Origin of the sequence: Vibrio sp. Of14-4, assembly GCF_022347625.1 — a bacterium.
Classification (GTDB): Bacteria; Pseudomonadota; Gammaproteobacteria; order Enterobacterales; family Vibrionaceae; genus Vibrio; species Vibrio pristinus.
On record NZ_JAKRGI010000004.1, the window covers coordinates 245,619 to 261,401 of the forward strand.

Genomic DNA, 15,783 nt, shown 5'->3' on the forward strand with positions numbered 1-15,783 from the left:
ATATACGGAAATTGACTTTTTACTCAAGATTAGTATGCAGCTGAACGAGCTTCTTCTATTCTTGTGATTGATTTTTATCCTAACTGATTATTACAGGTAGCCACTCATGTCTAAGCTGGTTTTAGTTTTAAACTGCGGTAGTTCTTCCCTTAAGTTTGCGGTTGTCGATGCCGAAAACGGCAACGAGCACTTAACAGGTCTCGCTGAATGCCTTCACCTTCCAGAAGCACGTATAAAATGGAAGCTTGATGGTAAGCACGAAGCTCAATTAGGAGAAGGTGCAGCCCACGATGAAGCCCTTTCATTCATCGTTGAAACTATCCTTGTTTCCAAACCAGAGCTTGCTGAACAACTCAAAGCCATTGGTCATAGAGTTGTACATGGTGGTGAGAAATTTACTCAATCAGCATTGATTAATGATGACGTGTTAAAGGGAATCGAAGATTGTGCGACATTGGCACCACTTCACAACCCTGCCGCAATTATTGGTATTAAAGCGGCTCAAAAGGCCTTCCCTAACCTACCAATGTCAGCCGTATTTGACACAGCTTATCATCAGTCTATGCCTGAAGAAGCATACCTATATGCGCTTCCATATAGCCTATACAAAGAGCATGGCATTCGCCGTTATGGCATGCATGGTACTTCTCACCTTTTCATTGCGCGTGAAGCAGCAGACCGTCTAGGCAAAGCAGAATCTGAGCTGAATATCATCAACTGTCACTTGGGCAACGGTGCATCAGTGTGTGCGATTAAAAACGGTAAATCCGTTGATACTTCAATGGGCTTAACTCCTCTTGAAGGTTTGGTAATGGGCACTCGCTGTGGTGACCTAGATCCAGCGATTATCTTCCACCTGCATGATACGCTTGGATACTCGGTAGACGAAATCAACAATATGTTAACTAAAGAGTCAGGCTTAGCTGGCCTGACGGAAGTAACCTCAGATTGTCGTTTCGTCGAAGATAACTACGGAACTAAAGAAGAAGCTACACGCGCGATGGACGTATTCTGTCATCGTCTAGCAAAATATGTTGCAGGCTATACAGCAACACTCGACGGCCGATTAGATGCTATTGTATTTACAGGTGGCATTGGTGAGAACTCAGGCCCAATTCGTGAGATGGTATTAAACCGTCTAGGAGTATTTGGCATTGAAGTCGACTCAGAAGCAAACCTTAAAGCTCGCTTCGGCGGTGAAGGTACAATTACAACTGCTGACAGCAGAATACCGGCCATGGTTATCTCTACCAATGAAGAGTTAATTATCGCTGAAGATACAGCTCGCCTATCAGGCCTTTAATTAGTGTAACCGGCTGGCATAAGTGTCAGCCGGTTTTTTACTAGACTTAACACCTATTTCAATCAGGGAATACGGTCTCGAGTCTTATATAAATAGAAAAAGGTATTCTAAGAATGTCTCGTACTATTATGCTTATCCCTGCCAGCGCTGGTGTTGGCCTAACAAGTGTTAGCATGGGCATCTTGCGTGCAATGGAACGTAAAGGTGTTAAAGTTTCCTTCTACAAGCCTATTTGTCAGCCTCGTTCAGGTGGCGACCAGCCTGACCTAACATCGACGATAGTCGCACACAATAGCGACATGAAAATAGGCCAATCATTAGCCATGTCCGTCGCTGAAAATTTAATCGGCAACGATAACATGGATGAACTGCTTGAAACTGTTGTCGAACGTTATAACCAAATTAACAAAGACTCTGATGTAACTTTAATCGAAGGATTAGTCCCTACGCGCAAGCATCCATTTGCAAACCAAGTCAACGCAGAAATTGCGGCAACACTCGGCGCTGAAATTGTTCTCGTTGCGACACCCGGTACAGATAACCCTGCTCAGCTTAAAGAGCGCATTGAAGTTGCCTGTTCAAACTTTGGTGGCACTAAAAACAAAAATATTTCGGGTGTGGTCATTAACAAGCTGAATGCACCAGTGGATGAAGCAGGACGTACTCGCCCTGATCTTTCAGAAATATTTGATGATGCAGACAGTGCACAACAAAATGAAATGAAGGTGATGGAAATTTTTAATACATCACCCATTCGCGTGCTAGGTTGTGTTCCTTGGAGTATCGATCTTATCGCTACTCGTGCCATTGATATGGCCAAGCATCTAAAAGCCGACATTGTCAATCAAGGTGATATCTACACTAGGCGCATAAAGAGCATTACTTTCTGCGCTCGCTCATTACCCAATATGATTGAGCACTTCAAGCCAGGATCGCTACTTGTCACTTCTGCAGACCGTCCCGATGTTATTGTAGCGGCCGCACTAGCAGCCATGAATGGTGTCGATATTGGCGCTGTGTTACTGACAGGTGGCTACGACATACCTGAAGAAATTGTTGATCTCTGTAAGCCGGCATTTGACACAGGTTTACCAATATTTAAAGCTCAAGGTAATACTTGGCAAACATCACTAAACCTTCAAAGCTTTAGCTTAGAAGTACCTGAAGATGATAAAGAGCGTATCGAATTCATTAATGAGCATGTTGCCGGACACATCGACGGTAACTGGATTGAATCGCTTACCGAAGGCACACACAAGTCTCGTCGTTTAAGTCCTCCTGCTTTCCGCTATCAATTGACGGAATTTGCACGCAAGGCTGCAAAACGTATCGTTCTTCCCGAGGGTGATGAGCCAAGAACAGTCAAAGCAGCGGCGATTTGTGCAGAGCGTGGCATAGCTGAATGTGTTCTGCTTGGTAATCCAAAAGAAATTAAGCGCGTTGCCGAGCAACAAGGTGTCGAGCTTAACTCTGGCGTACAAATTATTGATGCCGATGCCATTCGAGAAAATTACGTCGCTCGACTAGTCGAACTTCGTGGTAAAAAAGGCATGACTGAAGTCGTTGCCAGAGAAAAGCTGCAAGACTCGGTATTCTTAGGCACTATGATGCTCGAAAATGATGAAGTTGACGGGCTTGTATCTGGTGCAGTGCACACCACCGCGAACACAATAGTACCTCCATTCCAAATCATTAAGACAGCGCCGAACGCTTCTATTGTCTCGTCGGTATTCTTCATGTTGCTTCCTGACCAAGTACTGGTTTATGGCGACTGTGCGATAAACCCAGATCCTACGGCTGAACAACTCGCAGAAATCGCTATTCAGTCTGCTGATTCTGCCGCTGCATTTGGAATTGAACCTCGCGTTGCAATGATTTCTTACTCCACTGGTGAATCGGGTAAAGGAGCAGATGTCGATAAGGTTCGCGAAGCAACCAAGCTTGCTAAGAAGAAACGTCCTGACTTAGTTATCGATGGACCTCTTCAGTACGACGCGGCAATTATGGAAAACGTAGCGGCTTCTAAAGCACCTAATTCTCCAGTTGCAGGTAAAGCCACTGTATTTGTCTTCCCAGACCTCAACACAGGTAATACGACCTACAAAGCAGTACAACGTAGTGCCGATCTTGTGTCTATCGGCCCAATGCTGCAAGGTATGCGTAAACCAGTCAATGACCTTTCACGTGGTGCATTGGTCGACGATATTGTCTACACAATTGCGCTAACTGCGATACAAGCTGATCAAGAGCACAACTAATTTACCCACTAATATTCAAAGCAGCTATTTTTAGCTGCTTTTTTATTATCTACTATCATCGGTTTACACTATATACTACCCCTACAATGAGAAGAGTCTAGATCTAAACTTGGGCCTCTAGGAACAACTTGAGTCGGATTGATACCCGTATGGCTAAAGTAGTAGTGACGTTTTATATGGTAAAAATCCACGGTTTCAGCCACGCCGTTCATTTGATAAAGTTCTTTCATGTAACCATAAATATTAACGTAATCAGCAATGCGTTGTTTGTTGCATTTAAAGTGTCCAACGTAAACGGCATCAAAACGAATTAACGTTGTGAAAAGTCTCCAATCTGCCTCTGTCAAAACCTGTCCAACAAGATACCTATGGTTTGCTAAGTGCTGGTCTAGGCGGTCTAAAGCATTGAACAGCTGTTCAAACGCCTCTTCATAAGCGTCTTGAGTAGTGGCGAAACCACATCGATAAACCCCATTGTTGATATTCACATAGATATCAGCATTCCATTCATCAATGGCCAATGCTTGTTCTTTCGGGTAATAGTCTTGGTGGTTTCCCGTAATCTCGTTAAATTCGCGGTTAAACATACGAATAATATCTGCAGACTCATTACTTACAATGGTTTGATGCTTCTTATCCCATAACACTGGCACAGTGACACGCCCCGTGTAGGTACTGTTAGCATGGGTATAAATTTGGTGAAGTCGGGTATATCCATATAAGGGCTCAGGAGTTGCAAAAAGCCAACCTTCACTCATCATATCTGGGCTAACTACAGTGACTTCAATATGACTTTCCAAATTTTTCAGTTTTCTAAAAATTAACGCTCTGTGCGCCCACGGGCAAGCAAGTGATACATATAGGTGATAGCGCCCAGATTCTGCTTGAAATTTTGCACTCGAGTCGTTTTTAACCCAGTCTCTAAACCCAGCATCTTCACGAACAAAACGCCCACCACTTTTGGCCGTGTCATACCATACATCATACCATTTACCATCAACTAACTTTCCCATAACTCAGTGTCCATTTTTATGTTAACTAGATTGAGTATAAAAAAAGCCAACCGATTCAAAAGCAGAATCAGTTGGCTTTGTTGTTCGAATAATTTGAACTTTAATAGACGATTATCGGTTGATCAGTGTCATACACTCTCGTGTAAACAAGATACAGCATGCACATCATTTCCTTGAATTGATGGCTTTCTTTCAGCACAAGCCTGAGTAGCTTGTGGACACCGAGTACGGAATACACAGCCAGAAGGTGGATTTATTGGCGAAGGTAAATCGCCTTCAAGCATTTCAATTTCCTTACTGCGCTCAAGTTTTGGATCAGGAATCGGAACCGCTGACATAAGTGCACGTGTATATGGATGTTTAGGGTTGTCGAACAAGGCTTCCGCCTCTCCAAGCTCAACTGCATTACCTAAATACATCACCAAGACTCGATCAGATATATGCTTCACAACCGATAAATCATGTGCGATGAACACTAACGATAAACCAAGCTCTTTCTGTAACTCTTTTAGTAAGTTAACCACCTGTGCCTGGATCGATACGTCCAAAGCAGAGACTGGCTCGTCACAGATGATCATTTTAGGCTTTAGAATTAGAGCACGAGCTATACCAATTCGCTGGCATTGACCACCCGAAAATTCGTGTGGGTAGCGATTGATCACGTTAGGCAGTAAGCCTACTTTTGCCATCATTTGCTTGACTTGATCTTTCACTTCTTGTTTTGAAAGTTCAGGATAAAAAGTCTCTAGTGGCTCAGCAATAATATCGCCTATAGTCATACGTGGGTTCAACGATGCCAAGGGATCTTGGAAAATCATCTGAATTTCTTTGCGTGTTTCGCGGCGCTGAACTTCCTGCATCTTGGTGAGATCTTGCCCTAGCCAAACCACTTCACCATCGGTCGCTTCAACTAAACCTATAATCGCCCGGGCAAACGTCGATTTACCGCAACCAGATTCTCCGACTACACCAAGAGTCTCTCCTTCGTATAGCCGAACATTTACACCGTCAACTGCTTTTAAATTAGCGGGTTTTGCCCATGGCCAAGCTGACTTGGCTGCAATACTAAAATGAACTTTTAAATCAGAAACGTCTAAAATTACCTTCTTGTCTGTACTCATCTTTTCCAAGCCTCCCATTCTGAAAAACATGCTCTTTGACGACCATTTTCAAAAGCTGTCAGGACAGGAGCTTCTGTCTTACAACGATTCATCACTCGATGGCAACGCTCTTGATAAGGACAACCAGCGGGCAGGTTAAGGAGATTGGGTGGATTCCCCGGAATAGTAGGTAGGATATCACCTTCAGTATCTAGGCGAGGGATCGCTTTGAGCAGCCCCTCTGCATAGGGGTGACTCGGTTGATAGAAGATTTCATCGACCGTGCCGTACTCCATGGTTCGACCTGCATACATCACCAAGACTTTATCACATGAGCCCGCGACAACACCTAAGTCGTGAGTAATCATGATGATTGCCGTATTGAACTCGTGCTTAAGCTCGTTTAGCAAGTCCATAATTTGAGCTTGAACCGTCACGTCCAGTGCTGTTGTGGGCTCGTCAGCAATTAAAAGCTTTGGCCGGCAGAGCAGAGCCATTGCTATCATAACGCGCTGCCGCATACCTCCAGAAAACTCATGCGGAAACATAGTAATACGTTTACGTGCTTCTGGAATTTTAACCGCTTCTAACATGCGCACCGATTCTTCAAACGCTTCTGCTTTTCCCATCCCTTTGTGTAGCATCAATACTTCCATTAATTGATCACTCACTTTCATGTATGGGTTAAGGGACGTCATAGGGTCTTGAAAAATCATTGCAATTTGTTCAGCTCGCACCCTATTGAGTTCTTTTTCTGGCAAATTAAGGATTTCTTTACCTTCGAATAAAGCGCTACCTGAAATAATGCCATTTTTCGCTAAAAGGCCCATGATAGCGAATACGGTTTGAGATTTCCCTGAACCTGACTCGCCAACAATACCCAGAGTTTCTCCCTGATTAAGAGAAAAGTTCAAATCATTAACTGCAGTAACAATGCCATCTTGAGTGGAGAATTGAACACGCAGATCTTTGACATCTAATAAGCTCATCATTGCTTCCTTAATCTTTATAGATTTTATAATTTATTGCTTTTTAATTATCTGTCTTTTGGATCGAGCGCATCACGCAAACCATCACCAACATAGTTAAAACAAAACAGTGTTACGACCATGAATGCCGCAGGGAATATAAGCTGCCAAATGGCAACTTCCATTGTTTGGGAACCCTCTTGGAGCAAAGCTCCCCAACTCGTCATTGGTTCCTGTACGCCCAATCCTAAGAAAGAGAGGAACGACTCAGTTAAAATCATGCTTGGGATGAGTAAGGTAGAGTAAACCGCAACAATACCAAGTACGTTGGGTACAATATGGCGCGTAATAATTTTCCATTTGCTCACACCAGATACGTATGCAGCTTCAATAAATTCTTTGCTACGTAAACTCAAGGTTTGACCGCGCACAATACGAGCCATATCTAACCAAGCAATGGCACCGATAGCAACGAAAATTAAAATAATGTTTCGGCCAAAAAAGGTGACTAGGACAATGACCAAGAACATAAATGGTACAGCGTATAAAATCTCTAATACACGCATCATAACGCGGTCAGTTCTGCCGCCGATAAAACCTGATGTTGCCCCATATAAGGTACCAATTAATACAGCGACAAATGCCCCCATGACACCAACCATGAGTGAGATTCGACCACCGATTAATGTTCTTACATAAAGGTCTCGACCTAAACTATCTGTGCCAAACCAGTGCTCAGCACTTGGTCCAACATGCATCGCATACCAGTCAGTGTCATCGAAGGTATAAGGCGCTACCATAGGCAAGAAAATAACGGCCAGAGTCATAATAATTAAGATAAACATGCTTATCATTGCTGCACGATTTCGCATAAAACGAATACGTGCATCCTGCCAAAGACTGCGACCTTGAATTTCTAGTTCTTCAGAAAATTTCTCTATCGCTTCTAGGTTTTCTTTTTTTGTTAACATACTTCCAACTTCCTTGTTAGTAGCGAATTTTTGGATCTATCATCGCTAGAAAAACATCGACTATTGCATTGAATAAAATGAAAAGGAAACCGATTAAAATCGTTATTCCCATCACCAGCGAATAGTCTCGGTTGAAAGCGGCATTGACAAACAGTTTACCGATTCCAGGTAAACCAAATATGGTTTCAATCACTACAGAACCTGTAATAATGCCGACAAAAGCGGGCCCCATGTAGGACACAACAGGAAGAAGCGCAGGTTTCAATGCATGTTTGATGATGATGTATCTATAGCTTAAACCTTTTGCTCTTGCAGTGCGGATAAAGTTACTGTTCAAAGTCTCGATCATTGAACCTCTTGTAATCCGAGCAAAAGTTGCCACATAAAGTAAAGACATACCAACAATAGGTAAAAGCATATACTTCAAAGAACCGTCAAGCCATCCACCAGCAGGCAATACCTGTAGCTTTATTGAAAATATATATATAAGTAGAGGAGCTAAAACAAATGATGGTAGAACTACCCCTAACATAGCACTTGCCATAAGCAAAAAATCAAGCCAAGTATTTTGTTTTAAAGCAGCAAGAGTTCCAATAGTCACCCCTGATATAACAGTAAATATGAATGCAAATAATCCAATTTTTGCTGATACAGGAAGAGACTCACTAATTAACTCGTTCACCGTATAATCTTTATACTTAAATGAAGGGCCGAAATCACCGACGATTATATTGGATAAATAAGTGGTATACTGTTCGAATACAGGCTTATCTAGGCCATATTTGGCATTAATATTGGCCATTACTTCCGGAGGCAAAGGACGCTCACTAGAAAATGGATTCCCCGGTGCAAAACGAACAAGGAAGAAAGAGACAGTAATCAACACTAACATTGTCGGTATTGCTTCCAGTACTCTTTTGGCAATAAACTTTATCATAGTTTTTCTCTTGTTATATAGATTGTTCAAGAAATAAAAAGGGATTAGGTTACACCTATCCCTTTAAAATACTTCACGACTTGTTTCTATTTCTCTACAAAATATAAATCTTTTGAAAAAACATTATTTTCAGGGTTTTTCATAGGGTAACCACCAAGAGAAGGATTAACCAAGCGCGCATTAACATAATGATATATCGGCATAATAGGCATATCCTGAGCTAATAAAGCTTCTGCATTTTTGTAATCTTTGGAACGTTCTTCCTCTGATGTAGCCAAGAGTGCATTATCGATTTCACGATCGTATGAGACACTGGAATAATTAGGATAGTTTTGTGAATGTCCTGACTTCATTATGGACAAGAAAGTTGAGGCCTCATTATAGTCCCCACACCATCCTGCTCGCGAAACCTCAAAATTACCTTGTCGTTTATTATCCAAGTATGTTTTCCATTCTTGGTTTTCTAATACCGCGTTTACGCCCAGAGTTTTCTTCCACATAGATGATATTGCTACTGCAATTTTCTTATGGTTATCATTCGTATTGTATAATAAATTGAAGGTTAGAGGATTGTCCTCACCATAACCTGCTTCCTTTAAAAGTTGTTTTGCCTTCTTCACGCGATCACTTTGAGTCCAACCTGCATACTCAGGCATTTCTATACTTAACCCATTAGTAGCTAACGGCGTAAAGTTATACGCAGGTGTTTCACCTTTACCGACTACCAGATCGGAAATTATTTTCCTATCAATGGCGAAGGATAGAGCTTTCCTTACCTTAATATCATCGAAAGGCTTTTTCTTTGTATTAAATTCGTAATAGTATGAACATAAATATGGTGTTACTTTTAAGCTTTCAGGATAGTCCTTCTTGATGCGCTTAAAATGCTCATTCGGCATTTCATATGTCAAGTCTATCTCGCCAGCCAAAAAGCGATTCATTTCAGCAACATAGCTTTCAATGGGTAAGAATGATACTTTTTTAATTACTGTATTATCAGCATCCCAGTAATTTGGGTTTTTTGTTAGCACAATACGCTCATTTACAACCCACTTACTTAGCTTATATGCACCATTGCTTACATAGTTTTCTGGACTTGTCCATGAGTCACCCAGCTTTTCAATTACAGCCTGATTTACCGGCTTCATAGATGTGTGACCAGTCATAGTAACAAAGTATGGAAGAGGCTTATCTAGCGTCACTTTAAGTGTATAATCATCGACTGCAACAACTCCTAAACTTTCGGGCCTTTTAGATCCAGATATGATATCGGCAGCATTGTGCATCGTTGTCATTTCGAGATACGAAGCATAAGGCGAGCCAACAGATGGGTCTACAAGACGCCTCCAAGAATAGACAAAATCACTTGCTTTTACGGGATCTCCATTTGACCACTTAGCTTTCTCTCTAAGATGAAAAACCCATGTTTTGTTATCAGATGTCTCCCAGCTCTTCGCGACACCTGGGATAGTGTTACCATTTCCATCCTGAATCACTAAGCCTTCAAGCAAATCTCGAATAACATTACTTTCTGGTACGCCTGATACCTTCTGAGGATCCAAAGATTCAACCTCAGCACCATTGCCAATAACTAATTCTTGCTTCTTTGCTAATGTAGTGCCCGCTGGCACATCTGCTGCGAAAGTTGAGGTGGCGGCAACGGTAATAGTCGCCCCAAGAAGAAGGGCTTGAGTTATCTTATTCTTGTACATGCGTAAACTCCGAATTTTTAATTTGCATCCATGACGTCTTCGTAAGTCTACTTGTAAGAAATAGTGATTTAGCATTGTTTAGTGTAATAATTAAGCACAAAACACCAAAACCTTACGAAGATTGCAGCACACATTATCAACCCTCGATTCGATTTGCCATAAAAATGTAGCAAAAAACCGCTTAATTCTCCGATCAATGCAACATTTTGAAAAAAATATTACAAAAGATATAAAAGCTGACTCATTACGAGACTTTATTATTTAGACGAAAATCACAGCATCAACATGTATAGTAAAGTGTCTCCATTCCACACCAATTGCCCAAATAGAGACCAATAAAAATAACAATAAAAAAACACAAAGCCCCAAGAGTTATAACTTTTATATATCTTTGTAAATTAAAACCAGCGGATATCCATATTCAATAATATTGCGTTCTAATTACATAAAAAGCATGGTAACCGAATTCAATTCATGTTTCTGGAGGCTCTATGTTAGGGGTTGGTGTCTTTTAGCGACAGTCAATATCTTGTTGAACCTGACGAACGTAATCGTTTCTTTGCACCATCCACTCTTTAGCGGCAGTTGGCACATCCAATTTATTTATGTCAACTAACGCCGCCGCGAGAGCAACATCACTATTGGTCAATTGAAACTTTTGCACCGCCTTGTAAGCACAGTGTGAACGGTCTTTAAGCCCAGTAGAGACAGCAATTTTTAACCAACCTCCTGTTGGATTACCACAATCCCAAGGGTATTTGTCATTCATGCCCCATTTAGGATCTTTCTCACACTCTGCACTATAGGGAGGAAATTCGACAAAACTACCCGGGTAGGTAGACTCGACCCAGTTTGGAGTCCAGTTAAAAATGAGCAGTGGTTTCTTTTTTGAAACATACTGATGTATTTTTTGATTGATTGAGTCGCCATCAGGGAGGACCACGACTTTGAAATTAAGCTGTAAGGCTCTTATTCTCGCGTTATCAGGCTTTTCCCAAGGACCTGTGTAGAAAGTGCCAAATTGCTCACCTGGTTCCGCGAATATCGCATGACATTTTTCCAACGCTTTCCAATCTGGTAAACCCGGACAAAGAGCCTCTACATAATCAGGGTACCACCATTCTTCTCTCGTTTTTGCTTTGTGAGTTCCCCCCTCCTCTATAAGCGCCTTATCTAGCAAAGATTGGTACTGTGGCCCCATAGACCCTTCCCATACTTCAACCTGAATATCTGCTTTTCCTGTACTCAAATACATCCATTGTGGCGTTGAAGGTATCGCAATAATTTCTGTTTTCACATTTTTCGATTCTAAAATGTCTGCAAGAACATGGGTGAGAACGCGTTGACTTGACCAATCTAGCTCTAACAGTTTGACCGTCTCGGCATATGTCGAGCAAGAAAAACTCAAGATGGCAACGGACCAACCTAGACGTACATTCTGAATCATAAAAAGCTCCAAGCTCTACCCTACTTATAGAATAGGCCAAAGTAACTTCCTATGGGGGCTAAAGTAACCGCTGTTATATACCATCAGTAAAACAAACGACAGAATTCATCAATATTAGTTCTTGAGGTATAAGGGTTGAGAAAAACCGCCTTTTCACCCGGTATAGCCAAACAATTACCAGCGTGATTATAGTCTGTGTGAGTAATAGAATTTACCCAATTTGTTTTAAGACCTTTTCCTCTTCTATGAGTGAAATGTTGACGATGATAGCAAGATACTTGGTTAATTTTATCCTCATCAACCTGATTAGCTTTCAGCCCGATTTCGTTTAAATACATCTCTGATATCGGTCCGTTCAGTTCTGGATATAACCGAAAAGCTACCGACGGACCATGATTCGAGGGACACACCACTTTACAGCCATCTATCTTTTCGAGTTGCGCGCGCATGTAATTGGCATTTTGTAACCCATGAGCCAAGATAGTCTGATAACCTTCTTTACCGAGAAATTGTAAAGCTGAATAGGCAGAAAATACTCCAGCTGCTCCTCGGGAACATTCGATCGTTGACTGAAGATATGTTTTGCTCTTGAGCTTATCTTCAAAGTAAGAAAAATAGCTTGATTGCTGACGTAATGCCTCAAAATCTTGGCGATCCCTTACCATAAGCAGGCTGGATGTATAGGGCGCATATCCCCACTTTTGAAAATCGACCGTAAAGGAATCGGCTTCTTTTAACCCTTTCATCATGCTCTTCAAATACGACAAGCTCTTTAACGTGGCAGGGTTAATCGCCAACGGGTTAGTGCCAACATCATAATCAAGAAAGAAGAGTAAACTCCATCCCACCGCCGCATCGACATGAATGTGAGGAGAACGGAGAATATGATATTTACGACATAAACGTTCAGTAGTTCGGCGCACCGAGCTAATATCATCGATAGCAAAAGTATCTGTAGTGCCACATGTTAACATTATCGTCGGAACCATAACCCCTTTCTTAAAGTATGCATCCAATTGACGCTCGAAGTCATCGAGACAAATTTGGTTGTTTCTATTGATACGAATCCGAGTGACTTGATTGCCAATATCGATTCCCATCAAAGCCAAATTAGTCATGTTTGAGTAATGACCCGATTCAGTATTGAACATACAAAAACTTCGACCCGTAATACCCTCAAATTTCGACGTTGGAAACGTCTTGCGTAATCCAAACAAATAACCGTAAAGGTTACAAAATGTTCCTCCCTGAGTGAACAATCCTCCAGCATGTAATGGATCATAACCAGCAAGAGAAGCTATCTGACGAATGACCATGTTTTCCAACTCAACGGCCATACCCGAGTATTCACTGTAAACTAAATTGGGATTTTTAACCGTGGCTAACATAGCACCATGTATTGCGGGATCACAGGGGGTTGAAATGACATTTTCAACCGATTTTGGATCCTGCCAATCCTTGCAATGGTGAGCGACGAATAACGCAAGGGGATCAAAAGCATTGATCTGGGTCTGCATTTCATCTGGTATCTCTTTACGTTGTTTTAATGCCTTATTAAGGTGTCGGCATTTTTCAGTAGAAAAAGGACTCTGACCACTAACCAACATTTCAATATCGGGAGAAGAAAACAGGGGCCATAGTCGTTTATCGCGACTAAAGAAGCATTGCATCACCTGATGGTATTTATCGATGAAACCTCTGGACAAGGTATTTTCATCTACAGGATTTTTGGGGAATGTAGAAACATAAACCATGCTTATTCTCCTTTTTCATCGATAGTGATCCATTTATCATTTACATACGCAAAGCAAAATAAGTCAGCCGCATCCAAGCAGCGTAAAGCAATGCAATATGAGATTTAGGCCCTAACTTGAGCCATTAGGACTCGGCAACGACTATGCTAAAAGGCCCTGTCTTCAATAATGTGGGCCACCATCTTCTGGCGTAAAGCACAGTTTGCCGAGCATGTTCTTACCTCAAGGGTTTATTCTTGAGGCATAAGATTATTTCAGTTTGAAGTTGGCTACTAACCTTTCAAGTTCGTGGTTTGAATCGCCCAAAGATTCTGTGGCTGATACAGTTTGTTGCCCACTACTTACCAGAGAATCGACGATTTCACGAATAGATAACATGTTACGACTCAATTCTTCTGCAACCGTGCTCTGCTGCTCTGTTGCTGCCGCGATTTGTGTACTAACATCATCAATCTCTTTGACTGAAACCGTCATAACACCCAAGCTTTCCGATACCTCAGAAGTTTTTTCAGCGGTTGACTGACATTGCCCTTTAGTGGCTTCCATTGCACTCACTACTCGATCAGTTCCATCAAGCAATTGGCTCAACATATCCGAGATCTCAGAAGTGCTATTTTGTGTTCTTGCAGCTAGAGCCCTGACTTCATCGGCGACAACGGCAAACCCTCGACCTTGCTCTCCCGCCCTAGCAGCTTCAATGGCTGCATTTAGAGCGAGTAAATTGGTTTGTTCGGAAATCTCACCAATCACCGTCAGTACGTCGCTAATACGATTGGCATCTTTCTTCATACTTCCTATACGACCAGCCATATCCTCAACTTCAGTAACCAAGGTACTCACCGTTGAAACAGCGTTGTTGACAATACTTAATGAAGATTGTGCTTCTGAACTGGCTGCATCAGTGATTTTATTTGACTGTTGAACACTCTCCGCTACTGTTCTCGCACTTTCACTCATTTGAGTAATAGCAGTCACGACTTGTTCCGTTTCGCTCGAATGGTTAAGAAGCTTAGCCTCATTATCTCGCGCAGTATCTCTGAGTTCACTGACATTGGTGGATATATTTTCGCTCGCTTGAGAGATATTGAGCATCATGTTTTGCAGGCTTTGTACAAACTTGTTAAATCCCTGACTAATCTGCCCTAAATCATCCCTGCTGGTAACTTCAAGACGCTGAGTAAGATCTCCATTTCCTTCAGAGAGGTCAAGAACCGCTGCTTTTAGTATGAGTAAAGGTTTGTATGCATAGTGGATAATTATAAAAATAGCTCCAAAGCTTATAATAAATAACGCAGTCCCCATAACAATCGCTTCACGCTCAGCTTTATCGACTTCAGCGAGCGCCGTTGCCTTATCTACAAACACCATTAAGGTCCAGTACATATCATCAGCTAAATTGACCCTTTGAAAATAGCCGTCAAATTGTATGCCGAGGTATGGAAAGCTCAGGTGTCCACTTTGCTGATTGGCGAACATCTGTTCCATCTGAGAGAAATTAGCACTGACCTGTGACGGTGTTTTTCCTATATCATTTGGATCATCACTAGCAAAAAAGACCGCATTCCTATCGGTCAGAGTTGCAGCGCCACCTGCAAAACGCATATTGCTTACCCTATCAATAATTTCTCCAAGTTGAATATCACCGAGAAGCACCCCGACGACAATATCATCTTGTTTTATCGGCATGGTCACACTAACAACCTGGTCTCCTGTCACTTTATCCTGATATATATCTGTTAGGGCAGCAGATGATGCCTTCGTCGCTGCTTTGTACCAACTCCTAGTTCGAAAATCAAAGCGACTGGCGTTTTCAATCGACATATAATTGCGACCATCTTCGTAAGTGACAATCACATTTGCGAAACCTGCACTTTGAGCCAGTAAAGTGACCAATTTCTGATTTTCTTCTCTTGTTAACTTCGTACCGAACTGCTCTGCACCTGAAGCAATTGCATCGATGCGAAACTTCATCATCTGCTCAAGTTCGATAACATGAAAATTAAGCTTGTTTTGAGTTTCACTCACCAATCCAGTGATCATCTTTTCTTTCATGGAGAGTATGTTCAAAGTACCAAGAACGGTTAGAGATAGAGTGACAAGTAACCCCACCCCGAGATAGATACGAGTTTTAAAACCAATATTCATTACGCTTCCTCACTATATGTACGAGCGAACAAAACAACGTAAGGATGCGATCAGGTCTGTTATTATTTGTAGGCTATTCACTTTTGTTCAGTGAATACTTGAGTCTAAGCTCATAGTCAAACCATCAATACACCCAGCCAACACTATAACCTTAGCTTTATATCACAATTATATG

The 15,783-nt window shown here is 41.8% G+C and carries 11 protein-coding genes; 2 read left to right on the plus strand and 9 right to left on the minus strand.

All coding sequences use genetic code 11. The features are described 5' to 3' along the window. Window positions 1–106: 106 nt before the first annotated feature. Window positions 107–1,303 carry an acetate kinase gene (locus tag MHN79_RS06370; RefSeq protein ID WP_239172164.1) on the plus strand — a complete coding sequence of 399 codons (1,197 nt, stop codon included), beginning with the start codon at window positions 107–109 and terminating at the stop codon, window positions 1,301–1,303. A 113-nt stretch (window positions 1,304–1,416) separates the two neighbouring features. Next, window positions 1,417–3,561 (plus strand): phosphate acetyltransferase, encoded by a 2,145-nt coding sequence (gene pta / locus MHN79_RS06375; RefSeq protein ID WP_160931330.1) that lies wholly within the window; start codon window positions 1,417–1,419, stop codon window positions 3,559–3,561. Between the two features lie 68 nt (window positions 3,562–3,629). Here pta and MHN79_RS06380 read toward each other — a convergent pair whose 3' ends face one another. The 9 genes from MHN79_RS06380 to MHN79_RS06420 form a co-directional block, all read right to left on the minus strand. After that, window positions 3,630–4,574, minus strand: a complete 945-nt coding sequence (locus MHN79_RS06380; protein WP_239172165.1) for a glutathione S-transferase family protein — start codon at window positions 4,572–4,574, stop codon at window positions 3,630–3,632. A 128-nt stretch (window positions 4,575–4,702) separates the two neighbouring features. Continuing rightward, window positions 4,703–5,695, minus strand: coding sequence for a murein tripeptide/oligopeptide ABC transporter ATP binding protein OppF (gene oppF, locus MHN79_RS06385; protein ID WP_275436125.1), 993 nt, complete (start codon window positions 5,693–5,695; stop codon window positions 4,703–4,705). Next, a complete protein-coding gene (locus MHN79_RS06390) occupies window positions 5,692–6,663 on the minus strand; it encodes an ABC transporter ATP-binding protein (RefSeq protein ID WP_239172214.1) in 972 nt (323 codons plus the stop codon). The genes oppF and MHN79_RS06390 overlap by 4 nt, the downstream gene beginning before the upstream one ends. Window positions 6,664–6,710: 47 nt before the next feature. Beyond that, window positions 6,711–7,613, minus strand: coding sequence for an oligopeptide ABC transporter permease OppC (gene oppC, locus MHN79_RS06395; RefSeq protein WP_239172166.1), 903 nt, complete (start codon window positions 7,611–7,613; stop codon window positions 6,711–6,713). 16 nt (window positions 7,614–7,629) lie between these two features. Then, window positions 7,630–8,550, minus strand: coding sequence for an oligopeptide ABC transporter permease OppB (gene oppB, locus MHN79_RS06400; protein WP_152430748.1), 921 nt, complete (start codon window positions 8,548–8,550; stop codon window positions 7,630–7,632). Between the two features lie 86 nt (window positions 8,551–8,636). Next, on the minus strand, window positions 8,637–10,262 hold the full coding sequence (locus MHN79_RS06405) for an ABC transporter substrate-binding protein (RefSeq protein ID WP_239172167.1): 1,626 nt from the start codon (window positions 10,260–10,262) through the stop codon (window positions 8,637–8,639). Between the two features lie 511 nt (window positions 10,263–10,773). Further along, window positions 10,774–11,709 carry an ABC transporter substrate-binding protein gene (locus MHN79_RS06410; protein ID WP_239172168.1) on the minus strand — a complete coding sequence of 312 codons (936 nt, stop codon included), beginning with the start codon at window positions 11,707–11,709 and terminating at the stop codon, window positions 10,774–10,776. 83 nt (window positions 11,710–11,792) lie between these two features. Further along, complete coding sequence (locus MHN79_RS06415) at window positions 11,793–13,463, minus strand: pyridoxal-dependent decarboxylase (protein WP_239172169.1); 1,671 nt, start codon at window positions 13,461–13,463, stop codon at window positions 11,793–11,795. Window positions 13,464–13,712: 249 nt separating this feature from the next. Continuing rightward, entirely contained in the window at window positions 13,713–15,608 is a 1,896-nt protein-coding gene (locus MHN79_RS06420) for a methyl-accepting chemotaxis protein (protein ID WP_239172170.1), read from the minus strand. Between the last annotated feature and the right edge of the window lie 175 nt (window positions 15,609–15,783).